The organism is Nonomuraea sp. NPDC050643 (assembly GCF_040654715.1).
Lineage (GTDB): Bacteria > Actinomycetota > Actinomycetes > Streptosporangiales > Streptosporangiaceae > Nonomuraea.
Genome location: NZ_JBFAIM010000011.1, coordinates 105,983 through 131,067 on the forward strand (window position 1 = coordinate 105,983; position 25,085 = coordinate 131,067).

The window sequence follows — 25,085 nt, forward strand, 5'->3', positions numbered from 1 at the left end:
CCTGTTCTAGTCCGCCGCCCAGTAGCCGTCGCCGGCCTTGGTGGCCGCCGCGGACTCCGCGCTCTCGAAGCCCGGCGCCATCGCCGCCGACGTGCCCGCGAGGTATTCGTGATGGTCGATGCCGAGCAGCCGGATCCAGCTCTGCTGGCCGAAGGTGAGCGCGACGAAGCACCCGAGCTCGACGAGTTCGGCCTCGGAGAAGTGCCGGTGCAGGCGCTCCCAGAACGCGTCGCCGGTGTCGAGCCGCCAGGCGATCGCCTCGGCGTAGGAGAGCGCCGCCCGCTGCCGCTCGTCGTACCTCGGCGAGGACTCGAAGTTCAGCAGCTCGTCGTACTGCCGCTCCAGCAGCCCCTGCCCGGAGGCTCTGACCGAGCGCTGGTTGCCGCAGAACTCGCACTTCACCGTCCGGGAGATGTAGACCCGGCAGAGCTCCTTGATCGCGTGATCGCACACGCCGTCGTAGAACAGCGCCTTCCAGGAGTCGGCGAACGCCCAGAACGCGTTCGGCGCGTGCGCCCGCACCGCCGAGCTCTCCGGCCTGGGCGTGCCCTCACGGGCACATCTGTGCATCTCCTGCCGCATCACCTCGTCCATCGACTCGAGCGGCACGTAGCTGATGCGCTGCTCTTTCCGCACAACGGGCTCCCATCCGCCGACGGTTCTCCTCCCCTTCATACCGCCGGGCGCGCCGATCGTCATGCCGTGGCGAGGCCGGGCCTCATACGGCGATGGGGAGGTCCGTGCGCCGGTGCAGGGATTCGGCGGCGCTGACGAGCATGTTCGTCGCGTGGCCGAGCAGGGGGTTGGGGTCGGTGGCGCGGCACACGGTGAAGACCCTGCGGATGTGGGAGGTGTCGCCGAGCCGGAACACGCACACGTCGTGCGACTCGATCATCGCCAGCTCCGGCACGATCGCCACCCCCAGCCCCTTGCGTACGAGCTCGAAGGGCAGGTTGTAGTCGTTGGTACGGAACAGCACGTCGGGGTCGAAGCCGCTGGCCGCGCAGATGTGCGACAGGTTGAGTGAGGCGTCCATGCCCTCGGTGTAGGAGATCCACCGTTCGGCGGACAGTTCGCCGAACTGGATGCGCTTGCGGGCGGCCAGCCGATGACCGGGCGGCACGAGCACGTAGAGCGGCTCCTCCATGATCAGCGTCAGGTCCAGGTCCTTCGGCCGGCTGTGCGGCACCATGCCGTACTCGAAGATCACGGCCAGGTCGAGGCGACCCTCGTTCACCGCCGGAATCGTCCTGTGCGGATCGCCTTCCTCGTAGCGGATGTCCACGTTGGGGCGGTCGCGGAGGAACTCGGCCAGTACGGCCGGCACCAGCCGGAACCCGGCGGACCAGAAGCTGCCGAGCCGCAGCCGGCCCCGGTCGGCGACGGCGAAGGAGCGCATCTCCTCCTCCGCCGCCTCCAGGTCGGCCAGCAACCTGGCGGCCTTGCGGGCCAGCTCGGCCCCCGCCGCGGTGGGCCGGATGCTGCGCGGCAGCCGCTCGAAGAGCTGGACCCCGAGGGTCCGCTCCAGCGAGGAGACCTGCTGGGAGATGGCCGACGGGGTGAATCCGAGCCGCTTGGCGGCCGTCCTGAGCGAGCCGGTGGCGACCACTTCACGGATGGCCTGCAACTGGGCCGGAGTGAGCATCGGCCCAACTTAACAGTCAGGTGGCCAGCATCACCAGACCACTGCCCAACACGAACCCGTCGTCACACTCCACCCCAGGTCCCCACGAGAAAAGGATAAGAAGGACTGAACAGTCTGTGCATCAATGCGCATGCTCGCTCATCTTGCCGTATCCAAACGGACCCCCAATATTGGTGTTTACGGAACGTAGCACCAAGCCCGAGAGGGGGTGTCCTGCGCGATGCGGTTCACCCAAGCAGCCGCCGCATTCGGCCTGGCGGGACTCCTGTCCCTGACAGCCTGTTCCGGAGGTGGCACCGCCCAGGTTGCCGCCCCGGCGCAGCAGAAGAGTCAAGAGCTCCACGACCTTCTGCCCGACAAGATCAAGAAGAGTGGCGCGCTCAACGTCGCGGCGGGTCACAACTACCCGCCGCTGGTCTTCCTCGACACCGACAACAAGTCGGTCGTCGGCCTGGAACCCGAGCTGATGAAGGCCGTCGGCCAGGTGCTCGGCGTCGAGGTGACGTTCAGCCAGGCCGGCTTCGACAGCCTGATCGCCGGCGTGCAGGCACGCCGCTACGACCTGGCCATCCAGGCCATGCTCGACAAGCCGGAACGCCGCGAGAAGGTCACCTTCGTCGACTACTTCAAGACCAGCAGCTCACTGCTGGTCCAGGACAAGGACGCTCAGGCGATCCGGTCGCTCGACGACCTCTGCGGGAAGACGGCGGCCGTCGAGCAGGGCACCGCCCAGGCCGACGACGCCGAGCAGCAGAGCAAGAAGTGCACGGCGGCGGGCAAGCCCGCGGTCCAGGTGCTGGTGTTCCCCGACACGGTCGGCTGCCTGCAGGCCGTCTCCACCGGCCGGGCCAACGCCTTCATCGGCGGCACCCCCACCATCAACTACCAGGCCGCCCAGTCCAGTGGCCGGATGAAGCAGGTCGGTGAGCCCTACCGCTTCCTCCCGTACGGGATCCTCGTCAACAAGGAGGACCAGAGCCTGGCCAAGGCCGTGCAGCAGGCGCTGCAGAAGCTGATGGACAACGGCTCCTACGCCAAGATCCTGGCCAAGTGGCAGATGCAGTCGGGCGCCCTCGACAAGGCCGTGATCAACGGCGGCGAGTCGTGACCACGACCCGGCAGGAGGCATCCCCGGACGCGCGGGCACGGATCCAGGCCGTCCCGCTGCGCCACCCGGGGCGCTGGGCGGGCGCGGCCGTGCTCGGCTTCCTGGCGATCTTCCTGCTGCAGGGGTGGCTGGCCAATCCGCGCATGGAGTGGAGGGTGGTCGGCGAATACCTGTTCTCCCCCGCGGTCCTGAGCGGGCTCGGCACCACCCTGCTGCTCACGCTGCTCGCCATGGTCGTCGGCATCGCGGGCGGCGTCGTGCTCGCCGTCATGCGTATGTCGCCCAATCCCCTGCTGTCGTCGCTGAGCGGGTTCTACATCTGGATCTTCCGTGGCACGCCGCTGCTGGTGCAGTTGCTGTTCTGGTATTTCCTGTCGGCCGTGGTGCCGAAGATCGGGCTCGGGGTGCCCTGGGGACCGACGTTCGTGGAGTTCGACACCAATCTGATCATCACCCAGCTCACCGCGGCGGTGCTGGGCCTCGGCCTGCACGAGGCGGCCTACATGGGCGAGATCGTGCGGGCCGGCATCACCTCCGTCGACCCGGGCCAGTCGGAGGCGGCCCACGCCCTGGGCCTGACCCGCTTCCAGACCCTGCGCAAGATCATTCTTCCCCAGGCCATGCGGGTCATCATTCCGCCGACGGGCAACCAGGTGGTCTCGATGCTCAAGACCACCTCCCTCGTCTTCGCCATCGCCGTACCGGAGCTCCTGACCTCGATCCAGGGCATCTACTCCAGGAACTTCCAGCAGGTGCCCCTGCTCACGGTCGCGTGCTTCTGGTACCTCGTGGCCACGACCGTCCTGAACGCCGGTCAGCACTACATCGAACGCAGGTTCAGCCGATGAAGACCCTCATCCGCGCGGAGGGCGTGCACAAGCGTTACGGAGCGCTCGACGTGCTCAAAGGCATCGATCTGGAGGTCGCGGAGGGAGAGGTGCTGGCCCTCATCGGCCCGTCGGGGTCCGGCAAGTCCACCTTCCTGCGCTGCATCAACCACCTCGAACGCATCGACGCCGGCCGCCTCTACTTCCGCGACCGCCTGATCGGCTACGAGGAGCGCGACGGGAAGGTCTACGAGCTGCCCGACAAGGCGATCGCCGCCCAGCGGGTGGACATCGGGATGGTCTTCCAGCGCTTCAACCTCTTCCCGCACATGACCGCGCTCGAGAACATCATGATGGCGCCGATCATGGTCAAGAAGGAGCCGAAGGCCGAGGTGCTCGAACGCGCCCACGCCCTGCTGACCAGGGTGGGGCTCGCCGACAAGGCGCACAGCCGCCCCGACCGGTTGTCCGGCGGCCAGCAGCAGCGCGTCGCCATCGCCCGCGCCCTGGCGATGCGGCCCGACCTCATGCTGTTCGACGAGCCGACCTCGGCCCTCGACCCCGAACTCGTGGGCGAGGTCCTCGACGTCATGCGCGACCTGGTGAGCACGGACGGCATGACGATGATCATCGTCACCCACGAGATGGGATTCGCCCGCGAGGTGTGCGACTCCATCGTCTTCATGGACGACGGGATCGTCGTGGAATCCGGGCCACCCGCCGCCATGCTCGGCGAGCCCCGGCACGAGCGCACCCGGGCGTTCCTCAGCAAGGTTCTCTGACCCCGAAGGAAGATATCCACGTGTCCCGCGTCATCGTTCTCGGCGCCGGAGTGCTCGGCGCCTCCGTCGCCTACCACCTGGCCGCCGCCGGGGCCCAGGTCGTCGTCATCGAAGCCGGCGGTCCGGCCGCGGGAACCTCCGGCGCGACCTTCTCCATGGACGTCACCCATCTGAAGACCCCGCGCACCTACTACGAGCTCAACCGCGCCGGCGCCGCCCTGCACGCCACGCTGGCCGAGGAACTCGGGGGCCCGTCGTGGCGGCACCCCATGCCCGCCGTCCAGTGGGGCGACAGCGAGGAGAGCCGGCGCGGGCTCAGGGAGCGGGCCGCCCGTCTCCGGTCCTGGGGGCACCCCTGCCGCATCGCCGAACCGTCCGAGCTGCGCGACCTCGCCCCCGCCGTCGACCCCGCGGCGTGCACGGCGGGCGAACTCGTCGTGCACGACCAGAGCGCGTGGTACGACGCCCCGCTCTTCGTCCAGCGCCTGCTCGATCACGCCGCCACGCTCGGCGCCGACATCAGGTACGGCCTGCGGGCGCACGCGCTGATCCGCCACGGCGACGCCGTCACCGGTGTCGAGACCGGCACGCGGCGCTGGGAGGCCGACTGGGTGGTCAACTGCACCGGCCCGGACGCCGACCGCGTCGCGGCGCTCGCCGGCACCGGCCTCCCCATGACCCGGATCCCCGGGCTGGTGGGAGAGAGCACCCCCATCCCCGGCCTCCGGCTCGGCGCGATCCTGGCCACGCCCCAGGTGGACCTGCGCCCCGCCCCCGGCGACCGGATCTGCTCCATCTCCTGGCCCGTCGACGCGCTGCTGCCCGGCCAGAGCGACGACGCCCTGGCGGACCGGCTGCACACCGCCGGCCAGCGCATCCTGCCCGCGCTGCGCACCGCCCGCCTGGCCGGCGTCCGTCTCGGCGTCCGGCCGGTGCCGTCGGACGGCCTGCCGCTGGCGGGCGCGCACCCCGACGTCCCCGGCCTCTATCACCTGGTCACCCACAGCGGCGTCAACCTCGCGCCCGAGCTCGGCCGCCTCGCGGCTCAGGAGATCATCGACGGCGAGGGCCCCGGCCTCGCCCGCTACCGCGTCACCCGCGACATCGCGGCCTCGGTGGAGGACGAAAGCCTGACCCTCATGACCACGAGCTGAGCCCGCCGCCGGGCCCTCCGGGGCCCGCGCCGCAACGGAGCCTTGACGGGTGCGACGAGATCGTTGACACTCCCCAGTTACGACCGAGCACGCATCGCCGGGTGCTCGGCCCGGAAATGTTAGCGCTATCATCCGGCGGCCCTGAGCATGACAGGACAGTGAGATGTCGAACATGATGCCCAGGCGCGAGGCGCTGCGGCTGGCGGTGCTGGCCGCCGCCACCCCGGCCACGCTCGCCTCGGTCCCGCTCGGCACCGCCCACGCCGCCCGTACGGCCGCACCGGCGCAACTCGACCCACCGGTGCCCGGCTCCTGGATCGTGAAGCCGTTCGCCAACAGCCAGGTCACCCTGGGCGAGAGCCTGTTCAGCGTCAACCGCGACCGGATGCTCAACTTCCTGAGGGCCTATCCGGCCGACCGGATGCTGGCCAACTTCCGGGCCAATGCCGGCCTCGACACCCTGGGCGCACAGCCGCCCGGCGGCTGGGACGACGCCACCGGCAACCTGCGCGGCCACTACAGCGGGCACTTCCTCAGCGCGCTGGCCCTGGCCTACGCGGGCTCCGGCGACACGTTCTACAAGGACAAGGTCGACTACATGGTCAAGGCGCTCGGCGAGTGCCAGGACGCGCTGGCCGCCAGGGTCGGGCAGCCCGCGCCTCCTCCGGCCCCGGTCGCCCGGGTGGCGGGCAGGTTCGGCAGAGCGGCGAAGCTCGACGGCCCCCAGTACGTGTCGCTGCCCGCCGACATCGTGAGCGGCCTCGACGACTTCACCATCGCCGTGTGGCTGGACCCGGCCGCGATCACCACCTGGTCCCGGATCTTCGACTTCGGCACCGGTACGACCCGCAACATGTTCCTGACCGTCAGCGCGGGCTCCGCGCCGAGGTTCGCCATCACCACCAGCGGCGGCGGCGGTGAGCAGCGCGTCAACGGAAGCGGCCAGTTACCCGCCGGCCAGTGGACGCACCTGGCGGTGACCCTGTCGGGAGGCACGGGGACCCTCTACGTGAACGGCGCGCCGGTCGGCACGAACACCGCCATGACCCTCAAGCCGTCCAGCCTCGGCCCGACCGCGAACAACTGGATCGGGAAGTCGGCGTACGGCGACCCGTACCTGAGGGGCTCGGTGGACGAGTTCCAGATCTACGGCCGCGCGCTGACCGGGGCGGAGATCGCGGCCCTGACGACCAGCGCGGACGGCGGGCTGGGCGGCGGCGACGTCGCGTGGTACCGCTTCGACGAGGAGGGCGGCGAGAGCGCGGCCGACTCCTCGGGCGCGGGGAAGGACGCCCGGCTGGTCTCCGAGTCCGTCGGGCAGCCCGGCCCGAGCCACCCCGGCTTCCTGGCCGCCTACCCCGAGACGCAGTTCATCCTGCTCGAGCAGTACACCACCTATCCGACGATCTGGGCGCCCTACTACACCTGCCACATGATCATGCGCGGGCTGCTCGACGCCTACCAGTACGCCGGCAACGAGCAGGCGCTCACCATCGTGATGAAGATGGGCGACTGGGTGCACAGCCGGCTGGGCCACCTGCCCCGCGAGCAGCTCGACCGCATGTGGGGCATCTACATCGCGGGCGAGTACAACGCCATGAACGCCGTCATGGCCGACCTGCACGCCCTCAGCGGCAAGGCGGAATACCTGACGACGGCCCGATGCTTCGACAACACCATGCTCCTCGCGGCCACCGTCGCCAACGAGGACACGCTGAACAGGAAGCACGCCAACCAGCACATCCCCCAGTTCATCGGCTACCTGTCCGTTTTCGAGCGCAACCAGGAGCGCCGCTACTTCGACGCCACCGTGAACTTCTGGGACATGGTCGTGCCCCATCGCACCTTCACCGACGGCGGCACGGCCGGGCCGACCGACAACGGCGAGCTCTTCGGCGCCCGGGGCGTCATCGTCGGCACCCTGGGCACCAACAACGCCGAGACCTGTCCCGTCTACAACCTGCTGAAACTGAGCAGAAGCCTGTTCTTCCACACGGCGGACCCGAAGTACATGCAGTATTTCGAGCGGGCCCTCTACGGCCAGATCCTCGCCTCGCGCCGCAACACCGACAGCACCACGAATCCGCTGGTGACCTATTTCATCCCCATGCGGCCGGGCGCCTCCCGGAGTTACGGCAACCTCGGCACCTGCTGCGGCGGCACGGGGCTGGAGACCCACACCAAGTTCCAGGACTCGATCTACTTCCGGTCGGCGGACGACTCGGCGCTCTACGTCAACCTCTACCTGGCCTCGGAGCTGCGCTGGCCGGAGAAGGGCTTCACGGTCAGGCAGGCCACGAACTACCCGACCGACCCCGCCGGGGTGACGACGCTCACCGTGGAGGGCACGGGCCGGCTGGCCGTGAAGCTACGCGTGCCCTACTGGGTGGAGAAGGGCTTCACGGTGCGGGTCAACGGGACCGACCAGAGAGTCGACGCCCGGCCCGGCGCGTACGTGACGCTCGACCGGACGTGGCGGCGCGGCGACCGCATCACCATCGCGATGCCGTTCTCCCTGCGGGTGGAGAGGGCGCTGGACATCCCGACCACCCAGAGCATCGCGTACGGCCCCGTGCCGATGGTCGCCAAGAGCGACGAGACCACGTTCCGCGAGTTCTCCTTCTACCAGGACTTCACGCTGTCCGGCGATCTCGCGCAGGCCATGACGTCGACCGCGCCGATGACCTTCACCACGCACGGCCTGCCGCTGGTGCCCTTCTACGTCGGCGACACCGATCGCTACCACGCCTACTTCCACCGCGTCGAGCCGAGGATCGTCTTCGGGACGATGGACTCCGGTGTGCCGAACCGCGCGCGGACGGATTCGGTGACGTTCCTGGACGCGGTCTGGGCCCTGGCGCCCTTCGCCGACCAGGCCCGGTTCGTGTCCGCGGTGTCCCGTACCGCGGACGACTGGATGCGGGCCGGGTTGCTGTCCCTCGCCGAGCGGAACGCGGTGATGTCGGCGGCCTCCCGGGCCCGGCTCCGCCGGTAAAGGGGACGAGCCCCCAGTGGTGGGGGGCGTACATGCCGCCGCCGGCGGCCTTGATCGGCGGTGAATATCGTGATGTCATTCGCGCGAATGGCTCCGGCGTTCGATCTGGTCCGAGAATCAGCCGATCTGGAGGAACCCGCATGAAAATGAGGCGCGGCATTTTAGCGGTGGCACTGGCCGCCGGTGCGCTCACTCTCGGCTCGACCCCGGCTCATGCGATTCCCCCTCCCCCGCCAGGGGGCGACAACCTCATCGTCTTCAGCTATTACTCGGGCGACCAGCTCGTCGGACAGCGCTGGTTCGGCTGCAACCAACCTCCCGGCCAGTGGGGAACGCTGTCGGGCCTGACGAAACTCTTCTTCACCCCCTGCTGAGCGACATCCGATCCATGACCTCGGCCGGCGACGGAACCCTGGGCCCCCGGGCTGCTCCGGCACGCCGCCGAGGTCACCGCCGTCGACGCGTACCGGATCGTCAAGGTCCCGCACAGTCCGGCGGACCTCGAACGACGGCGCGAGCGCATCGGGTGGCGCATCGAGATCCACTCGACCGCCGGGCCGTTCTCCTGGGGAGCGGGGGCCGGGCGGCCCCGTGACGCCGATGGGCGGCGGGGTCGGACCATGTACTGGTCGTGGCGGCCGTAGACGTCGGCCCATTCCGCCTCGCTGAGCCGCCGTCCGCCCCCACGATCTCCGCCCGCACCTCGGCCTCGCGGGGCGCCCCCGGCGCGAACTGCACCAGCATCGTGGCCGGTCCTGTGGAAACGCGCTCCTCCCCCTGACGGCTCGGCGCCCATCTCCCAGCGGTCGAGCCCGTACCGGCCGCCGGTGCTCCCGCCCGTGGTCAGGTAGCGCGCCTTCGTACGCCCGCCGATCAGCGGGTCGGGCGCGGCGTCGCGTTCCCCCGTGGCAGGCCCTCGAAGATGCCCGGCGCGTGGAGCCGGTCCGGGCTGTTTCTTAACCGGCGCCATACATGCAAGAATCTAAAGTACTAGGAAGCTAGATAAATGGAGCAATGGTGATCGAGTTCCACCTGGACACGAAGTCCGGACTCTCGCCGTATCTGCAGCTGGTCCAGCAGGTACGGCACGCGCTCCGGCTCGGCCTGCTGCGCGAGGGCGACCAGCTTCCGACCGTCAAGGAGGTCGTGGCGCACCTGGCCATCAACGCCAACACCGTTCTCAAGGCCTACCGGGAGCTCGAGCACGAGGGTCTGGTCGCCGCCCGGCCAGGGGTGGGGACCTTCGTGACGGCGACGCTCACCGACACCTCGCTGGCCGCGCACGGCCCGCTGCGGCTGGAGCTGCGGCGCTGGCTGGCCAAGGCCCGCCGGGCCGGTCTCGATGACGAGAGCATCGAGGCCCTCTTCATGACCACTTTTCGGACCGCCGCTCAGGAGGACATAGCGTGACCTCTGTCCTAGAGGCCCAGGGACTGGGCAAGAGATATGGCAGGAACTGGGCTCTGCGTGAGTGCACCATCGACATCCCGGCGGGCCACGTCGTCGGGTTGGTGGGCCCCAACGGAGCCGGCAAGACCACGCTGCTGAAGCTGGCCTGCGGCCAGCTCGAACCGACCGCGGGCGGCATCACCGTGCTGGGCGACCGTCCCGCCGGCAGCCCGGCGCAACTGGCCAAGGTCGGCTTCGTGGCCCAGGACACCCCCGTCTACGCGGCCCTGACCGTCGCCGACCACCTGCGGCTGGGAGAGCGGCTCAACCCCCGCTGGAACGCCACCATGGCACGGGACCGGATCGCCCAGATCGGCCTCATCCCCGGCCAGCGGGCGGGCAAGCTGTCCGGTGGCCAGCGCGCCCAGCTCGCCCTCACCTTGGGGCTGGCCAAACAGCCCGAGCTGCTGATCCTGGACGAGCCGGTCGCCTCGCTCGACCCGCTGGCCCGCCGGGAGTTCCTGCAGGGCCTGATGGAGGCCACCGTCGAGCACCGGCTCAGCGTGGTGCTCTCCTCCCACCTGGTCTCCGACCTGGAACGGGTCTGCGACTACCTGATCGTGCTGGTCGACTCCCGTGTCCAGGTGGCCGGGGAGGTCGACGGCCTGCTGTCCACCCATCACCGGCTCACCGGCCCGCGCCGTGATCCCGACCGGCTGCCCGCCGACCAGCAGGTGATCTCCGCGCGGCACACCGACCGGCAGAGCACGTACGTCGTCCGTACCGAAGCGCCGATCCTCGACCCCGCCTGGATGGTCACCCAGCTCAGCCTGGAGGACCTCGTCCTGGCCTACATGGAGCAGCACGTCGCCGAGAACCGGCGGGTCACCCTGGAGGTGCAGCGATGATCTGGCTGACCTGGCGCCAGTTCCGCGGCTCGACCGTGATGATGGCGGCCGTCCTCGTCGTGCTCACCGTCCCCCTGGCCCTGACCGGACCGGGCCTGGCCTCCGGCTATTCCGCCGGGATCGCCGACTGCACCCCCGACAACAGCTGCGGCCAGTTCTTCGACGGCTTCTTCGAGGCCTACCAGCTCCCCTTCCTGGCCGTCAGCCTCATCGTGCTGATCCTGCCGGCGCTCGTCGGGCTCTTCTGGGGAGCGCCGCTGATCACCCGCGAGCTGGAGACGGGCACGCACCTGCTGGTGTGGAACCAGAGCATCACCCGCACCCGCTGGCTGACGGTCAAGCTCGGGCTCACCGGCCTGGTCGCCATGGTCGCCGCCTGCCTGAGCGGCCTGGTCGTGACGTGGTGGTCGGCGCCCCTGGACCTGTCGGCCCCCGAAGGCTTCGCGCTGATGGATCCGCTGGTGTTCACCGCGAGGGGCATCGCTCCCATGGGGTACGCGGCCTTCGCGTTCATCCTGGGCGTGACCGTGGGCATGCTGGTACGCCGCACACTGCCCGCCATGGCCCTCACCCTGGCCGTCTTCACCGCGATCCAGATCGCGGTGCCGCTGCTGGTCCGGCCCCATCTGCTGCCTCCGGTCACGTCGACCTTCGAGCTCGGCCGGGCGAACGTGGAGAACGTCGGCCTGCCGCGAAGCGGCGGATCCGCCGAGGTGCTCCTGCGGGAGTCCGTCCCGGGTCACCTGGGCGCCTGGGTCCTGTCCAGCCGGCTCCTCGATCCGTCCGGACGCACCATCGCGGAGGGCGGAAACGACGACCGCGGCGTCATCAAGGTCTCCACGACGTCGGGTCCCTGCGCACCGCAGGGACCCGGCTCAGGCGACAGCTGCATGGCCGAGATCAACCGGCTCGGCTACCGGCAGCAGGCGACGTACCAGCCGCTTGAGCGCTTCTGGCCCTTCCAGTGGATCGAGACCGGGATCTACTCCCTGCTCACCCTGGGTCTCGCGTGGTTCTGCTTCTGGTGGATCCGGAGGCGTCTGTCATGACCGCCTTCAGGACCGCGGCCGCCGGCCTCGCCCTCCTGCTGGCCGCGGCCTGTACGGCGCCGACGCCGCCGCGCAGCCAGGAGAACACGGCCGCCGGTATGACATGCACGCAACCCCAGGGTCCCCCCGCGGCGGAGACGGCCACCACGATCGACGTCATCGAGCAGGCGTACTTCTGCATCCTCGGCAACTACTACAGCGGCTCCACGCTGGACGCCCGCTCGCTGCTGACCGCCGGATTCGTCGCCCTGACGCAGGAGCTCAACCGCGGCGGACGTGACGTGCCCGAGGCCACCATGCCCGCGCTGACCGGTGACCGGAAGGCCGACTGGGCCGCTTTCGAGGCCGTCTACCGCAGGACCACCGACCAGGTCCCCGACCGGCGCGACGAGCTGGCCGTCGTCACGCTCGAGGCCATCGTGGCCGCCCTCGACGACAACCACGCCAACTGGGCGCACGACGTCAAACGTCCGCCCGACTACTACGACGGTGACGGCTACGGCCTGGGCCTCCAGGCGAACGTCAACGGCCCGCAGGTGCACGGCAACCCCGGCGTCGCCCTCGCCCCGCTGTTCGTCACCACCGTGCAGGGCGGCGCGGCGCAGGCCGCCGGGCTGCGCCCGGGCGACGTCATCGAATCGATCAACGGTTCCGCCCCCTTCATCGACGGGACGGCCACCCCCGCGATCGCCGCCCTCTACCCGCGATACCCGGAGGCGCGCCCGGTCCGGCTGCGGCTGCTGCGGCAGAGCACCGGCCGCCGCTGGAGCGTGACGCTCAAGCCCGGCCTCTTCCAGCGGGACCTGGCCGGGCTGCAGGTGGTGCGGTCGAAGCTGCTGGAGGACGACGTCGCCTACGTACGGATGACCGGATTCGCGCCCGACTCCGCGACCAGGGTGTTCACGGCGATCTCCCGGTTGCGTACCGGCCGGACGCTCACCGGCGTCGTGCTGGACCTGCGCGGCAACGGCGGCGGCAGCCCCGTGGAGGCGGCCCGGCTGCTGAGCGCGTTCGTCCACGGCAAGGTGACCGCCTACCAGTGCACCGTCAACGGCGCGTGCGACACCTCGCGGACCGATGACACCGTCGAGTTGCTCGGCCTGCCGCTGGTGGTGCTCACCGACCGCAGTTGCGCCTCGGCCTGCGAGCACGTCAGCGCCGCGGTCAAGGACCTGCGCATCGGCCGGCTGGTCGGGACCAGGACCGCCGGTGTCATCTCCGGGCCGGCGCAGCCGTACCTGCTGAGCAACAACACCACCCTGAGCTTCCCCGACAGGCACCACCTGGGGCCCGGCCGTGAGGTGATCGACCGGATCGGCGTGCCCCCCGACCACCACGTGCCCCTGACCCCGCAGGACGCGGCGACCGGGCGCGACCCCGCGCTGGCCAAGGCGCTGACCTTGCTGCAGAAGTGAATGGACCTCGCCATGAGACAGATCCTGGCAGTCGCCGCGGGGCTGGCCGTCCTCACCGCGTCCGCCTGCTCCGTGCCCGTGCCGCCCAGGTCCGAGGCCGCCCCGCCGGCCACACCGACCGGCCCCGTCACGCTGCCGGCTCCCACCGGCGCCCATCCGGTCGGCACGACCGCCCTGTATCTGAAGGACACCTCCCGCCCCGATCCCTGGGATCTCGACGTCGACGCCCGGCAGCTCAAGGTCACGCTGTGGTATCCGACCGGGCGGCGTGACGGGCAGCGGGCGGCGTACATGACGCCGAAGGAGTCGGAGCTGCTCCTGAAGGGGTCGAGGGCCGGGAACATTCCGCCCGACACGTTGAGCAAGACTCGGACGAACGCCAGCAAAGACGCCGAACCCACAGGACGGAGGCTGCCGCTGGTGGTGCTCTCCCCCGGCTTCACCAAGCCGGTGAGCACGTTGACCTCCCTGGCCGAAGACCTGGCCAGCCGCGGCTACGTCGTGGCCGGGATCGACCACACCTACGAGAGCTACGCCACGACCCTTCCTGACGGACGGGTCGCGGAGTGCCTCGCCTGCGACAGCGACAGCGACCCCGGCTTCGGCACGGGGGTGGTCGAGGGCCGGGCGGCCGACGTCTCCTTCGTCCTCGACCGGTTGCCCTCGGCATGGGACGGCTCCGCCGTGATCGACCGCTCGAAGATCGCGATGGTGGGCCAGTCGATCGGCGGGGCCGGCTCGGTGGCGGCCATGCTGAAGGACCGTCGGATACGCGCCGGGATCGACATGGACGGCACCACGTACGCCCGGATGCCCAAGAGCGGGTTCTCCCGGCCGTTCATGTTCCTCGGTTCGGCGCAGCACGTCCCGGGCGGCCGCGACCCGTCGTGGGAGCGCGACTGGAAACTGCTGAGCGGGTGGAAGCGCTGGCTCGTGCTGACGGGCGCGGAACACCAGTCCTTCACCGACGGCCCGCTGCTGGCGGGTGTCCTCGGCATCACTCCCCCCGCCGACGCCCTGCCCGCGGCGCGCTCCGCCGAGCTCACCCGCACCTACGTGGCCGCCTTCCTCGACCAGCACCTGAAGTCACGACCGCAGCCCCTCCTGGACCAGCCGTCGTCACGCTTCCCCGAGGTCAAGCACTGCCCGGCGGCGTGCGGTCAATCCTGACCTGCGGCGGCCGGGCCCCCTTGGCGCAGGCGGGGTAGAAGGCCGCCAGCCGGGTGAGACCGCGGGTGACGGCGGGCAGGTCGGCGGGGGTCCGGGTGAGGGTGATCAGGAACTTCGAGCCGTCGCGGACCGGGCGGGGGTTGGTGGTGTCGGTGAGCCAGTCGTAGCAGGCGGCCAGTGGCCGCTGGTTGAGGGTGCGCAGGGCGGGCGCGAGGGCCGGTTCGTTGCGCAGGGCCAGCCGGTACGCGCTGCTCGCGCCGTAGACCGTGAGCTCGGAGAGGGTGGGCGTGGCCGGGTTGTTGGCCGGGGCCGCGCCCCAGTCCACGGAGATCTGCTCGGCCGCGCCCCAGGCGGCGTTGTGCACCGCCTTGACCGTCAGCCGCCCCGCCTTGAGGTCGGTGAGATAGCCGGCCCACAGCCGGGCCCCGGGGTTGCCGTAGTCGTCGGCGCTGAGTCCGGCGGCGAGGGCCACCCCGCGGACGAGGGCCTCCAGACTGGCGGCGTCGACGTAGGAGGTCCAGGTGCCGGGCGCGCCCATGCCCTGGGCGATGAAGGCTTCGATGATCCCCTCGACCGCCTTCCAGCGGGCGAAGCCGCGCTCGAAGCGCTGGGCCGGGCCACGTTGCAGGTCGCGGACCAGGGCGAGGCGCTGCGGCATGCGTACGGGAGGAGAGCACCCGCCATTCATAGCAGTCAGATGGCTACCGTGAGTGACGTGGCCGCGATCCGGCCCCGGCGAGGCATCAGAGGACGCTGTGCTTCTCGGGCAGATCGACGACGCCCGCCAGCGCCAGCCCGGCCAGCGCGATCAGGGCGCCGAGCAGGAGCCAGGCGATCGGATGGCCGAGGTTGAGGGTCCACGAGGAGGAGCCGAGACGGGCGTGGACGAACAGGGCCGGGTCGCGGCGGTTGACGTAGACGGCGCCGGCGAGGAACCAGTGGCGGTCGTCGTCGCGCTGGCCGACCTTGGCGTCCTCCCGTTCCTCGCCCGGCAGCGCGGGCAGCCGGTGCCCGGCCTGGCCCACCTTGATCTCCCAGATCACCCAGCCGCCCAGCAGCGCGACGAGCGGGACGTAGACGGCCACCTGCCAGACGAGCGCGGGGGTGACGATCTCCCACAGTCGCAGGGCCGCGAGGAGCAGGCTCAGGTTCAGGCAGGCCGCGGACAGCAGCGACATCACCGCGACGCCGCGCAGGTAGACGCGGTAGCGGCGGGCCGAGCCCTTGGGCCGGGCGGCGTCGAGGTCGGGACGTGCGCGCAGCACGACCACGACCGAGGCGGCGACGATCAGGGCGACGGCGAGCTGGTAGATGACCGGCTGGAAGGCGCTCAGCACGGTGGTGGGCGCACGCTGCGACGAGGCGGCCGCGCCGGACCCGAGGAAGGGCGGCAGTGTGGCGGGCAGCCCGCCGTAGCGCGCCCAGCCGATGCCCGCGGTGAGCAGCGTCACGGCCAGGACGGGCAGGCCCCACGACCACGGAACGCGAACCGGGTCGGTGCGGAAGGTGGTGTCGACGGTGACGGCCTGACGCCGCTCGGCCGCCCACCCGCCGGCGAGCTTGGCGGCGCGGACCAGGTGATGCGCGCGGTAGAACAGCAGCAGGTCCGCGACCAGCACCACCGTCACGATGCCGCCGATCGCGACGGCCGACCCCGTGACCAGCAGCGCCAGGACCGAGCCCGCCGCGGCGAGCGCGGCCACCACGACGGTCAGGCGGGCGTAGAACCGCCGGGCGGCGATGACGGCGGGGTCGCCCACCCGCTGGACGCCCACGCGCACGCCGAACGGCAGCGTGGGCCGGGCCAGCGCCGGCAGCGCCAGCATCAGGGACGTGACCAGCGCGACGAGGATCAGGCCGGCGAAGAGCAACGCCATCACCTGCCCTCCTCGAAACCGATCAGCAGCGCCTCGCACCGGCGCAGCGCATCCTGCCGCTCCATGCCGTGAACGGTGGCCTCCGCCAGCAGGACACGCATGCGTTCCTCCCAGTCGTCGATGAAGGGCGCCTCGGGGGGACCAGTGGCGGCGTCACGCCGGACGACCGCGCCGCTCTTGCGGTTGATCCTGATGACGCCCTGCTGTCGCAGCAGGTCATAAGCCTTGCTCACGGTGTGGAAGTTGATGCCGAAGTCCGCGGCGAGTTGCCGCGTGGAGGGTAGCGGGTCGCCTTCGCGCGCCTGCCGTCTGGCGATCGCCTCCACGATCCGGTCCCGGATCTGCTGGTAGATCGGGACCTCGCTGTCGAGGTCAAGGGTCAGCTGCACGCCCTCACTCTATCTGATATACAACTAATAGAACAGATAGTGCATGGAGGACACATCATGATGCAGGTAGAGGTTCGGCACGAGACGCTGACCGTCCGCTTCGCCTCGTGGACACGGATGTTCACCAGGACCGGAGCCGTGAGCGTGCCGCTGGCGGAGATCGCCGAGGTGCTCCCGCTCGACCGGCCGCTCGCGGCCGCCAGGGGCGCGCACCACGGCCTGCTCGTCTCCGGCGTCGTCAAGGTCGGCACCTGGACGTCGCCGACCGGCGTCAAGCGGCTGGTCGCCGCCCGGCGGGAGGTCGGCGGCCTGCGGATCGTCCTGAAGAGCCGGGCGTCGGGCTACGACGAGCTGATCCTCAGCGTTCCGGGCGCCGAGGAGCTCCGCCGCCGGCTGATCGCGGTGACGGCATGAACGTCGAGGTACGTGGCCTGACCAAGGCGTTCGGGCCGATCGACGCCGTCACCGACCTCAGTTTCGAGGCCGAGGCGGGCGTCGTGACGGGATTCCTGGGCCCGAACGGCGCCGGCAAGACCACCACGATGCGGATGATGCTGGGCCTGGTCGCGCCGACCTCCGGCACGGCCACGTTCGGCGGCCACCGTTACGCCGACCTGCGCCACCCGTCGGCCACCGTCGGAGCCGTGCTGGACAGCGCGGGCTTCCACCCCGCCCACACCGCCCGCGACCACCTGCGGGTCTACGCCCGCATGGGCCGCTACGGCACGGCCCGGGCCGACGAGGTCGCCGACCTGACCGGGGTGTCGGCCTTCGCCGGCCGCCTCACGCGGACCCTGTCCACCGGCATGCGGCAGCGCCTCAGCCTGGCCACCGCGCTGCTCGGCGATCCCCAGGTGCTGCTGCTCGACGAGCCGAGCAACGGCCTCGACCCCGAAGGCATCGCCTGGCTGCGGCACTTCGTCCGCGACCTGGCCGCCGACGGCCGTACCGTCCTCATCTCCAGCCACGTGCTCGGCGAGGTCGAGCACATGGCCGGCCACGTGGTGGTGATCCGCGACGGGCGGCTGGTCACCACCGGCCCCATCACCGGCCTGTACGGCCCGGCCACCGTGCTGATCCGCTCCCCGCGGGCCGACCTGTTCGCGGCCAGGCTGGCGGAGGGCGGGATCCGGGTCGAGCATCCGCGACCGGACGTCCTGCGCGTCCACGGCCTGAGCAGCGCCGAGGTCGCCGCCGCGGCCGCCGCCCACGGCATCGCGCTGCACGAGATCACCCCCGAACACCCCACCCTCGAACAAGCGTTTCTGCACCTCACCGGAGGTTCCCGATGACCGCGCTCCTCGCCGCGGAATGGACGCGCCTGACCAGCGGCAGGCTCTGCCTGTGGGGCCTGCTGGCCGCGCTGGGCAGCGGTGCGCTCGTCGGCCTGCTCGCCCTCGTCGGACCGGAGAACTTCACCCCTCCCCTGCCCGGCCTGGACACCGCCGAAGGCACCCACGTGCTGCTGGGCCTGCTCGGCGTCACCGTCTTCGCCCCCGCCCTGCTCGGCACCGTCGCCGTGTCCTCGGAGCATCGGCACCGGACCATCACCACCACGACGTTGTTCGCTCCCAGACGCTGGACCTGGCTGGCGGCCAAACTGGCGATCTACACCGGCGCCGGGCTCGCCTACGGCGCGATCGCCGCGGCCGTCGCCGGTGGCGCGCTCTTCGGCGCGGCCACGCTCAAGGGCGTCACGCTCGGCCTCCCGGCCGTGACGGTCGTGGCCCTGCTGGCCCGCATCGCGCTGACCATGGCCGTCTACACCCTGCTGGGCGTCGCCGTGGGCGCTCTCCTTCGCAACCAGGTGACCGCCCTCGTCGCCGTCGGCGCGTACTTCTACATGATCGAGACCCTGCTGTTGCTCGTCCCGGGGATCAAGACGCTCTATCCCTATCTCCCGGGCGGCGCCACCGCCGCGCTGACCGGTTTCACCTATCTGGCGGACGCCGTCGCCGGCCAAACCGGCACGTCCGCGGCCCCACTGCTGTCCGCGCCGGCGGGTGGCGCCGTGCTGGTCGGCTACGCCCTGGTCGCGGTGGCCGTCGCCGTCGCGGCCCCGTTGCGGCGCGACATCATGTGAGCGTCAGCCCTGAGTGGCACGCGGCTCCCGCCGCGCCTCGGCGAGGTCCTTGTCCTCGATCCCGAACATGGTGGGCCGCGGCTCGCGGAAGACGCGCCAGCCGGCGAGGAGCCCGATCGCGACCAGGGCGGTGAGGATGCCGTACATGAGCCGGGGGGGTGTCGAGCAGCGCCGGAGTGACCAAGCCAGCCCCGCCCGCGACGATCATCACCATGGTGACGGTGAAGACCGTGCGGCGTCCGAAGGTGCCGCCGAGCCGACGATCGCGGCGGCGTCGATGGAGGAGGCCATGCCGGGTACAGAGCCGCGCGACGGCCCCAGAAGTGTCCCGGCGACATTTGATTGTTTCCTCACGACATTGCCTTTGGTCGCGGTGCGGCCTATCGTCGGACCGACCGTCGGTCGTCCATCCGGTCGCCCCGCGCGCCGCGCCCGCGGCGAACCTCGTTCCTTCAGGGAGAATGCGTGTCACTCGACGACCTCGCCCACATGATCACCGATCCGGCGACCGAGTACCGGCCCGAACTGCGGTGGTGGCTGGCGGAGGGCCTGCACACCGATCAGACGCTGATCCGCGAGATCGACGCCGCGCACCGGCTGGGGTTCGGCGGGATGGAGTTCCTCGCGATGGACGAGGGCGACATCGACCACTCCCGCTACGGCTGGGGCGCGGAGGAGTGGGTGCACGACTCGTACGTGGTCGTCGAGGAGACCACCAGGCGGAACATGGCGGTGAGCTTCACCTCCGGCACCAACTGGTCGAACGCCAACCTTCCGACGATCACCCCCGACCAGCCGGCCGCGGCGCAGGAGCTCGACGTGGTGGTCGAGGACCTCACCTCCGCACGCTCCCGCGGCGGCGCGCTGCCACGGATCGACCTCGACGCCGAGCCACCGGCGGCCGCCCTTCCCGGTCACCGCGGGAAGGTCACCGAGCAGCACCTGGTGGCCGTCGTGGCCGCCCGCCTGCTCGAGACCACCGCGAGGGGCGGGGTCCTCGACCTCGACTCCGTCATCGACCTCACCGGCCTGGTCGAGGGTGAGAGCCTCGAGTGGAGCGCGCCCGCCGACGGCGACTGGCGGCTGTTCGTGTTCTGGATGCACGGCACCGGACAGACCGCCTCACCGTCGGCGTCGGTCAACCACACCGTCAACTACCTGGACCGGGACGGGGTCGAAGCGGTCATCGACTACTGGGACTCGGTGGTGCTCACACCGAAGTTGCGCGAGCAGATCGGCCGCAACCCACGGGCGCAGATGTACATGGACTCGCTGGAGTTGTCGACGTACGGCGCCGGCGGCATGTTCTGGGGGCACACCGTCGCCCGGGAGTTCCACGCCCGCCGCGGCTACGACGTCACCCGCTGGCTGCCCTTCCTGATCCGGGCCGTGCCCTTCATGGCCGTCAGCACGACCTACCACTACGACGTACGCGAGGAGCACCGCGTCACCGTCGAGAAGGTGCGCTTCGACTACGTCCGGACGCTCACCGACCTCTACATCGAGAACATGCTGCGCCCGTTCACCGCGTTCCTGCACGACAACGGGATCACGCTCCGCGCCGAGATCAGCTACGGGCTGCCGTTCGAGCTCACCCGGCCGGGGCCGGAGGTCGACGGCATCGAGACCGAGTCCCTGGAGTTCGGCGCGCAGATCGACGCCTACCGGCTGATGGGCGGCCCGGCGCACCTGTTCGGCAGGCAGTATTCGTCCGAGACCGGTGCGACCACCCGCAACCACATCCTCGACCACCGCTTCTACGACCAGATCATCGCCACCCAACTGGCCGCCGGGATCACCAGAACCGTGCTGCACGGCTGGGCGAGCACCGCCGGGGCCGAGGGCGTCACGCGCTGGCCGGGGCACGAGGGCATGCGGTCGATGTTCTCCGAGCGGTTCGACACGCGTCAGCCCGCCGCCGAGTTCTACCCGCTGTGGAACAAGGCGATCGGCCGCTACCAGTGCGTCCTGCGGCAGGGCAGGCCGCGGATCGACGTGGGGATCCTGCGTACCGACCACTTCACCGACAACACCTCGGGCCTGGCCTTCGTCGACGGGCAGGGGCGGCGGATCCCGGACGAGGAGGCGTACGGGCGCATGTGGATGCGCGACCGGCAGAACCACTGGTGGCAGGACCTGGGCATGCAGGACGCCGGATGGACCTACGAGTTCTTCGACGGGTCGCTGCTGCTGCGCGAGGACGTGGCGTTCGGCGACGGGGTCGTGCAGCCTGACGGCCCCGGCTACCAGGCGCTCATCGTCTACCAGGAGACGCTCGACGCGGACGTGGCGGCCAGGCTCGCGCAGTGGGCGCGGCAGGGCATGAAGCTGCTCATCGTCAACGGCACCACCGAGCTCAAATGGCTCATGGCCGGGCAGCACCTCACCCACGCCCAGGCCGCCGCCCGCACCCCCGGGCTCGACGGCCGCGACGACGAACTCGCCAAGAGCATGGCGCGGCTCCGCGCGCTGCCGACCGTCGCCGAGGTGCACGACCCCGCCCACACCGTGGAGGCGTTGCGCGGGCTCGGCGTCGCCGGACGCGCCGAGTTCACCGCCGACGACCGCAACGTGCTCGGCCACCTGCGCGAGGACGGCGAGCTGTGGCACCTGTACCTCTACCACTTCCTGTACGAGACCGGTGAGCCGACCACGGTCGAGGTAGCCCTGCCGGGCATCGGAGCCGCGCACCGCATCGACGCCTGGACCGGCGGCCTCCGCCCCCACCACGGGGTCCGGCACGACGCCGGGCGGACGATCGTCACCGTGACGCTGACACCCGGGCAGACGGCCCTGCTCACCGTCGACCGCTCGGCACACGAACCGGCGGCCTCCGCTCCCGTCACCCCCGAGCTCCTCCAGGAACTCCCGGAGTGGGCGGTCGCGGTCGAGAGCTGGGACGCCGGCGAGCTCGAAGTGATCAGCGAAGACCGCGGGCTCGGCTACCAGACCCGCGAGGTACGCCCGACGACCGCGATCACCCGGCTCGACGGCGGCCACGGCCCGCTGCGCCCGTGGGCGCAGCTCCCCGGCGTCGGCCCCGAGGTCAGCGGCGTCGGCGAGTACACCACGACGTTCACCCTCGCCGAAGCGCCCGCCTCGGGGGCGAGACACGTGCTCGACCTCGGATCGACGGCGGGCGGTCTCGGCTCCGTCCGGGTCAACGGAGGCGCGGCCAAGGGGTTCGACACGTGCCGCCCGCGCGTGGACATCACCGACGGCCTGCGGGCCGGGGAGAACACGGTGACGGTCCGCGTCTCCAGCTCGCTGAACAACCGGCTGCTCGCCCGGGGCTACTACGACGCCGTACCCGACGTCATGTCGCACTTCACCGGGCGCGACGAGCCGCAGAAGACCGACGTACACGATCACGGGCTGCTCGGGCCGGTGCGACTCCTGCGCGAAGCGGCCGCGGGCCGCGCCGAGAACTGACCTGGCTGAGAACCGACCGGGCCGAGAGCCCTCCGCCGCTCGACCGGCAGTAGGGTTCCGGGAGACGGAGCCCGGACACGGCGGACGCGAAGGGGGGCACATCATGGCGCGGGCGCAACGCCACGACGTGAGCCATCAGGACGCCGACCTGTCACCCGTCATCGCGCCCGACCTTCTCGATCCGCGCGTGTCACTGTCCTCGATCATCCACTGGGCCGACAGCCACGCGGTGCGGCTCGACCTCATGACCGCCGTCGAGTTCCCCGTCAACGACGTGCCGATGTTCCTCGTCGTCAACCAGCTCAGCTATCGGGGAGCGATGCGCCCCAGCGACCTCGCGCTGGCGCTGGGGACGGGGCGGGCGAATCTCACCAAGATCGCCCATCGCCTCACCGACGCGGGCCTCATCGTGCGCGTTCCCGAGCCGTCCGACGAACGCGGCGTGCTGCTCGCGTTGACCCCTCTCGGGCGGGAGATCGGGGAGCGCATCATGGAGCGCGTCCAGCGCAACGTGGAGTCGGCCCTCGCGGACTGGAGCGACGAGGACGTGACCACGCTCAGGCGGCTCCTGGCCCGCCTGGCGCGCGACACGATGTGGACCCATCCGGCGGCGGCGAAAGGCCGCGCCACACCACGCCGCCACCCCTGAGCCGGCGGCGGATCGAGGTCGCGGCATGAACGGTTATGGGTGAATCCGTTCACGAGGTGCTCTCATAGTATTTCCGAACGCCATAAAAGAGATTTTTGGTCCCAAGTTCGGCCGATTACCTCTTCCCTTATCAGGCTCGCGACGAAGTTATTGACAGCCCTAAGTCAGCGCCATACGTTGACAGAGATTTTGCGCTAATCGGATGCGCGTTACGGGAGGCAGCACCATGGACGAGAACCTCACGCCAGAGATCGACGAGACCCCGGAAAGCACGGAAGAAGAGCGCGTTCCGTTCACGGTCGAGATGATGGAACTCGACAGTAACCCGATCATCCTTCAGCCGAAGTCCTACTGAGTTTCCGCTCACATGGATGACCCGCCCTTGGCTCCTCACGTGATGGAGCCGCCGGCACGTGCGGGCGTTCAGCGTCTTGCCCCTTGGGTGACCAAGGCCGTCCAAGGGGCACACGTTTTTCTTTTGGGGCCCGATCTTTCGCTGGTCAAGGTCACGGTCCCGAACGGGGTGACGATCACGCGGATGATCGCCGAATCGCCGGGGGCCGGGGCCGGATTCCTCGAAACGCGGGCACCCGATGACGACGACGTTCCGCCCCGTCGCGAGAATGCGGCGGTCACCGGAGTCGTGATCCGGGCGGACGGCATGCCATACCGGGAATGTGCGGATCTGTGCCGGAGACTGTCCGCCGAGGGCGCCGGTCACTGGGTCACCGTCGCGCGCGGCGAGCCCCTGCCGACGGCCGGCCCGCCGCCGCTGATCGTGGTGGCCGCCCACCGCACGAGCGCCCCTGACGGGATGACGCGTCCACGGGGCGACGGGCGTGTCCTGCGGATCGGCGAGTCCTTCGAGGGGACGTTCGTCACCGGTCCCGACGACGGGCGCGACCTGGCTCCGCCGCGCTGGGCGTTCGAGACCCGGCTGGCCGCGCTCGGATTCACCGAGCGCCCGCTGCCGATCCTGCACCGCATGCGGACCGACCCGGCCGGCCTCGCCCGAGCCATCACGCTGGCCGCGAAGCTGGGGCCCGAGGAGGCGGTGCTGGTCTCCGGCCTCCGGACGGTCGCGTTCGGCACGCCGGAGGCGGTCGCCGCGACCCCCTTCGGCGAGATCCCCCGCAGTCAGGCGTGGACCTTCGGGATGGCGCGCGGATTCCGTGTCCGGCCGGGCGCGATCCGCGGCAGCCATGTCGCCTCCTGCCGCACCCCGGCGGGAGGCCAGGACCACCTGGAAGGCAACAGCGGCAAGGGCGTCACCGCCCAGGCGGCCATCGCGGGGGCCGTCGGCGAGGCGCTCGAACGGTACGCGGCGTGCGAGGCGAACCGGAGCCTGCCCCCGAGCGGCGACACCACCCGGCGCCTCGACCTCGCGCGGTTCCATCCGTACGGCCCGCCGTGGGAGGGGCGAAGGCCGCCTGTCGTCTACGTCGACGGGATCGACCTCGCCGACGGCACCACCGTGGCGGTGCCGAAGGCCCTGGTCGTCTTTCCCTACCTCGGCGCCGACCGGCCCACGTACGGCATCACGACCGGTCTGGCGGCCGGGCCGGACGTCGCCGACGCGACGCTGCGCGGCCTGCGCGAGGTGCTGGAGCGCGACGGCCTGTACACCGGCTTCACCCACCTGCTGCCCGCCCGCCGCCTGGACCCGGGCGCGGCGCTGGCCCGCCTGAACCTCACCGGCGCGTTCGACGGGGAGATCTGGGCGCTGCACTGGCCGCGAGAGGGCCACGTGCTGCCGGACGTGCACGCCTTCCACCACGGCGCGGGCCTGCTGGTGCGGGCCAGCGGCTCCGGCCTGACCTTCGACGACGCCCTCGACGGCGCCCTCATCGAGCTGTGCCAGGTGCACCTGGAGGCCGTGCGGGCGCGCCGGACCGGCACCTCGACCAGCCCGGCGCACACCCGGTGGGCCCGGCCGGACGTCATCGCCCAGGCCCGCCGCTACCTGGACGGGCATCGCCTCGGCGACCCGCCGGCGGTGCCCTACGGCGATCCCCGCTCCCAGCTCGACCATCTGGTGGCGCGCACCCGGCCCGTCGTGGTCCGGCTGCCGCTCCGTGGCCCGGACTGGGCCGTGGTCCGCGTGCTGGTGCCGGGGGCGACCACCTCGCCGTACCCCTCCGACAGCCGTGGCGGACGCCGCCTGCTCAACGCGCCGTGGACGCACGGCATACCCACCTGAACGGGAAGGAAGC

General features: G+C 70.8%; 24 protein-coding genes. 18 read left to right on the forward strand and 6 right to left on the reverse strand.

Features of this window, described 5'->3' with window-relative positions; genetic code table 11:
• Positions 1–6: 6 nt before the first annotated feature.
• A complete protein-coding gene (locus tag AB0I15_RS16570; RefSeq protein WP_358095505.1) occupies positions 7–636 on the reverse strand; it encodes a carboxymuconolactone decarboxylase family protein in 630 nt (209 codons plus the stop codon).
• Positions 637–718: 82 nt separating this feature from the next.
• Positions 719–1,645 (reverse strand): LysR family transcriptional regulator, encoded by a 927-nt coding sequence (locus AB0I15_RS16575; RefSeq protein WP_358095506.1) that lies wholly within the window; start codon positions 1,643–1,645, stop codon positions 719–721.
• 220 nt (positions 1,646–1,865) lie between these two features.
• On the opposite strand from AB0I15_RS16575, the gene AB0I15_RS16580 reads away from it, so the two are divergent.
• The 11 genes from AB0I15_RS16580 to AB0I15_RS16630 all read left to right on the forward strand — a co-directional run bounded on the left by AB0I15_RS16580 (position 1,866) and on the right by AB0I15_RS16630 (position 14,442).
• Entirely contained in the window at positions 1,866–2,753 is an 888-nt protein-coding gene (locus AB0I15_RS16580; protein ID WP_358095508.1) for an ABC transporter substrate-binding protein, read from the forward strand.
• On the forward strand, positions 2,750–3,601 hold the full coding sequence (locus AB0I15_RS16585; RefSeq protein ID WP_358095510.1) for an amino acid ABC transporter permease: 852 nt from the start codon (positions 2,750–2,752) through the stop codon (positions 3,599–3,601). The genes AB0I15_RS16580 and AB0I15_RS16585 overlap by 4 nt, the downstream gene beginning before the upstream one ends.
• On the forward strand, positions 3,598–4,362 hold the full coding sequence (locus AB0I15_RS16590; RefSeq protein WP_358095512.1) for an amino acid ABC transporter ATP-binding protein: 765 nt from the start codon (positions 3,598–3,600) through the stop codon (positions 4,360–4,362). The genes AB0I15_RS16585 and AB0I15_RS16590 overlap by 4 nt, the downstream gene beginning before the upstream one ends.
• A 20-nt stretch (positions 4,363–4,382) precedes the next feature.
• Positions 4,383–5,516, forward strand: a complete 1,134-nt coding sequence (locus AB0I15_RS16595) for an FAD-binding oxidoreductase (RefSeq protein WP_358095514.1) — start codon at positions 4,383–4,385, stop codon at positions 5,514–5,516.
• Positions 5,517–5,679: 163 nt separating this feature from the next.
• The gene (locus AB0I15_RS16600) at positions 5,680–8,511 is read left to right on the forward strand and encodes a beta-L-arabinofuranosidase domain-containing protein (RefSeq protein WP_358095516.1); all 2,832 of its coding nucleotides are present in this window, start codon (positions 5,680–5,682) and stop codon (positions 8,509–8,511) included.
• A 140-nt stretch (positions 8,512–8,651) separates the two neighbouring features.
• Positions 8,652–8,885 (forward strand): hypothetical protein, encoded by a 234-nt coding sequence (locus AB0I15_RS16605; RefSeq protein ID WP_358095518.1) that lies wholly within the window; start codon positions 8,652–8,654, stop codon positions 8,883–8,885.
• Positions 8,886–9,528: 643 nt separating this feature from the next.
• Positions 9,529–9,921, forward strand: coding sequence for a GntR family transcriptional regulator (locus AB0I15_RS16610; RefSeq protein WP_358095787.1), 393 nt, complete (start codon positions 9,529–9,531; stop codon positions 9,919–9,921).
• A complete protein-coding gene (locus AB0I15_RS16615; protein ID WP_358095520.1) occupies positions 9,918–10,808 on the forward strand; it encodes an ABC transporter ATP-binding protein in 891 nt (296 codons plus the stop codon). Before AB0I15_RS16610 ends, AB0I15_RS16615 begins: the two co-directional genes overlap by 4 nt.
• Positions 10,805–11,857, forward strand: a complete 1,053-nt coding sequence (locus AB0I15_RS16620; RefSeq protein WP_358095522.1) for an ABC transporter permease — start codon at positions 10,805–10,807, stop codon at positions 11,855–11,857. The genes AB0I15_RS16615 and AB0I15_RS16620 overlap by 4 nt, the downstream gene beginning before the upstream one ends.
• On the forward strand, positions 11,854–13,272 hold the full coding sequence (locus tag AB0I15_RS16625; RefSeq protein WP_358095524.1) for a S41 family peptidase: 1,419 nt from the start codon (positions 11,854–11,856) through the stop codon (positions 13,270–13,272). Before AB0I15_RS16620 ends, AB0I15_RS16625 begins: the two co-directional genes overlap by 4 nt.
• A gap of 12 nt (positions 13,273–13,284) precedes the next feature.
• Positions 13,285–14,442, forward strand: coding sequence for an alpha/beta hydrolase (locus AB0I15_RS16630; protein ID WP_358095526.1), 1,158 nt, complete (start codon positions 13,285–13,287; stop codon positions 14,440–14,442).
• Here the strand turns inward: AB0I15_RS16630 and AB0I15_RS16635 are convergent.
• The 3 genes from AB0I15_RS16635 to AB0I15_RS16645 all read right to left on the reverse strand — a co-directional run bounded on the left by AB0I15_RS16635 (position 14,408) and on the right by AB0I15_RS16645 (position 16,708).
• Positions 14,408–15,100 carry a hypothetical protein gene (locus AB0I15_RS16635; RefSeq protein WP_358095528.1) on the reverse strand — a complete coding sequence of 231 codons (693 nt, stop codon included), beginning with the start codon at positions 15,098–15,100 and terminating at the stop codon, positions 14,408–14,410. The genes AB0I15_RS16630 and AB0I15_RS16635 overlap by 35 nt on opposite strands.
• Positions 15,101–15,185: 85 nt before the next feature.
• Positions 15,186–16,319, reverse strand: coding sequence for a hypothetical protein (locus AB0I15_RS16640; protein WP_358095530.1), 1,134 nt, complete (start codon positions 16,317–16,319; stop codon positions 15,186–15,188).
• On the reverse strand, positions 16,319–16,708 hold the full coding sequence (locus AB0I15_RS16645) for a GntR family transcriptional regulator (protein WP_358095532.1): 390 nt from the start codon (positions 16,706–16,708) through the stop codon (positions 16,319–16,321). Before AB0I15_RS16645 ends, AB0I15_RS16640 begins: the two co-directional genes overlap by 1 nt.
• 57 nt (positions 16,709–16,765) lie before the next feature.
• On the opposite strand from AB0I15_RS16645, the gene AB0I15_RS16650 reads away from it, so the two are divergent.
• The 3 genes from AB0I15_RS16650 to AB0I15_RS16660 are packed head-to-tail and all read left to right on the forward strand — an operon-like array spanning position 16,766 to position 18,791.
• Positions 16,766–17,122 (forward strand): hypothetical protein, encoded by a 357-nt coding sequence (locus tag AB0I15_RS16650; protein WP_358095534.1) that lies wholly within the window; start codon positions 16,766–16,768, stop codon positions 17,120–17,122.
• On the forward strand, positions 17,119–18,000 hold the full coding sequence (locus AB0I15_RS16655; RefSeq protein ID WP_358095535.1) for an ATP-binding cassette domain-containing protein: 882 nt from the start codon (positions 17,119–17,121) through the stop codon (positions 17,998–18,000). The genes AB0I15_RS16650 and AB0I15_RS16655 overlap by 4 nt, the downstream gene beginning before the upstream one ends.
• Positions 17,997–18,791, forward strand: a complete 795-nt coding sequence (locus tag AB0I15_RS16660) for an ABC transporter permease (RefSeq protein ID WP_358095537.1) — start codon at positions 17,997–17,999, stop codon at positions 18,789–18,791. Before AB0I15_RS16655 ends, AB0I15_RS16660 begins: the two co-directional genes overlap by 4 nt.
• Positions 18,792–18,794: 3 nt before the next feature.
• Here the strand turns inward: AB0I15_RS16660 and AB0I15_RS16665 are convergent, their stop codons facing one another.
• A complete protein-coding gene (locus AB0I15_RS16665) occupies positions 18,795–18,938 on the reverse strand; it encodes a hypothetical protein (RefSeq protein WP_358095539.1) in 144 nt (47 codons plus the stop codon).
• Positions 18,939–19,256: 318 nt separating this feature from the next.
• Between AB0I15_RS16665 and AB0I15_RS16670 the strand changes: the two genes are divergently transcribed.
• From AB0I15_RS16670 to AB0I15_RS16685, 4 genes are all read left to right on the forward strand, one after another.
• A complete protein-coding gene (locus tag AB0I15_RS16670) occupies positions 19,257–22,223 on the forward strand; it encodes a glycosyl hydrolase (RefSeq protein ID WP_358095541.1) in 2,967 nt (988 codons plus the stop codon).
• Positions 22,224–22,326: 103 nt separating this feature from the next.
• Positions 22,327–22,872, forward strand: a complete 546-nt coding sequence (locus AB0I15_RS16675; protein ID WP_358095543.1) for a MarR family transcriptional regulator — start codon at positions 22,327–22,329, stop codon at positions 22,870–22,872.
• A gap of 226 nt (positions 22,873–23,098) precedes the next feature.
• On the forward strand, positions 23,099–23,227 hold the full coding sequence (locus tag AB0I15_RS16680; protein ID WP_358095545.1) for a hypothetical protein: 129 nt from the start codon (positions 23,099–23,101) through the stop codon (positions 23,225–23,227).
• 123 nt (positions 23,228–23,350) lie between these two features.
• Positions 23,351–25,072 (forward strand): YcaO-like family protein, encoded by a 1,722-nt coding sequence (locus AB0I15_RS16685; protein WP_358095547.1) that lies wholly within the window; start codon positions 23,351–23,353, stop codon positions 25,070–25,072.
• Positions 25,073–25,085 lie beyond the last annotated feature (13 nt).

Coding starts and splice junctions, on each gene's coding strand:
- AB0I15_RS16575 (WP_358095506.1), bottom strand. CDS start 1,645: ATGCTCACTCCGGCCCAGTTGCAGGCCATCCGTGAAGTGGTCGCCACC.
- AB0I15_RS16580 (WP_358095508.1), top strand. CDS start 1,866: ATGCGGTTCACCCAAGCAGCCGCCGCATTCGGCCTGGCGGGACTCCTG.
- AB0I15_RS16590 (WP_358095512.1), top strand. CDS start 3,598: ATGAAGACCCTCATCCGCGCGGAGGGCGTGCACAAGCGTTACGGAGCG.
- AB0I15_RS16600 (WP_358095516.1), top strand. CDS start 5,680: ATGTCGAACATGATGCCCAGGCGCGAGGCGCTGCGGCTGGCGGTGCTG.
- AB0I15_RS16605 (WP_358095518.1), top strand. CDS start 8,652: ATGAAAATGAGGCGCGGCATTTTAGCGGTGGCACTGGCCGCCGGTGCG.
- AB0I15_RS16620 (WP_358095522.1), top strand. CDS start 10,805: ATGATCTGGCTGACCTGGCGCCAGTTCCGCGGCTCGACCGTGATGATG.
- AB0I15_RS16625 (WP_358095524.1), top strand. CDS start 11,854: ATGACCGCCTTCAGGACCGCGGCCGCCGGCCTCGCCCTCCTGCTGGCC.
- AB0I15_RS16630 (WP_358095526.1), top strand. CDS start 13,285: ATGAGACAGATCCTGGCAGTCGCCGCGGGGCTGGCCGTCCTCACCGCG.
- AB0I15_RS16635 (WP_358095528.1), bottom strand. CDS start 15,100: ATGCCGCAGCGCCTCGCCCTGGTCCGCGACCTGCAACGTGGCCCGGCC.
- AB0I15_RS16640 (WP_358095530.1), bottom strand. CDS start 16,319: ATGGCGTTGCTCTTCGCCGGCCTGATCCTCGTCGCGCTGGTCACGTCC.
- AB0I15_RS16650 (WP_358095534.1), top strand. CDS start 16,766: ATGATGCAGGTAGAGGTTCGGCACGAGACGCTGACCGTCCGCTTCGCC.
- AB0I15_RS16655 (WP_358095535.1), top strand. CDS start 17,119: ATGAACGTCGAGGTACGTGGCCTGACCAAGGCGTTCGGGCCGATCGAC.
- AB0I15_RS16660 (WP_358095537.1), top strand. CDS start 17,997: ATGACCGCGCTCCTCGCCGCGGAATGGACGCGCCTGACCAGCGGCAGG.
- AB0I15_RS16665 (WP_358095539.1), bottom strand. CDS start 18,938: ATGTACGGCATCCTCACCGCCCTGGTCGCGATCGGGCTCCTCGCCGGC.
- AB0I15_RS16675 (WP_358095543.1), top strand. CDS start 22,327: ATGGCGCGGGCGCAACGCCACGACGTGAGCCATCAGGACGCCGACCTG.
- AB0I15_RS16680 (WP_358095545.1), top strand. CDS start 23,099: ATGGACGAGAACCTCACGCCAGAGATCGACGAGACCCCGGAAAGCACG.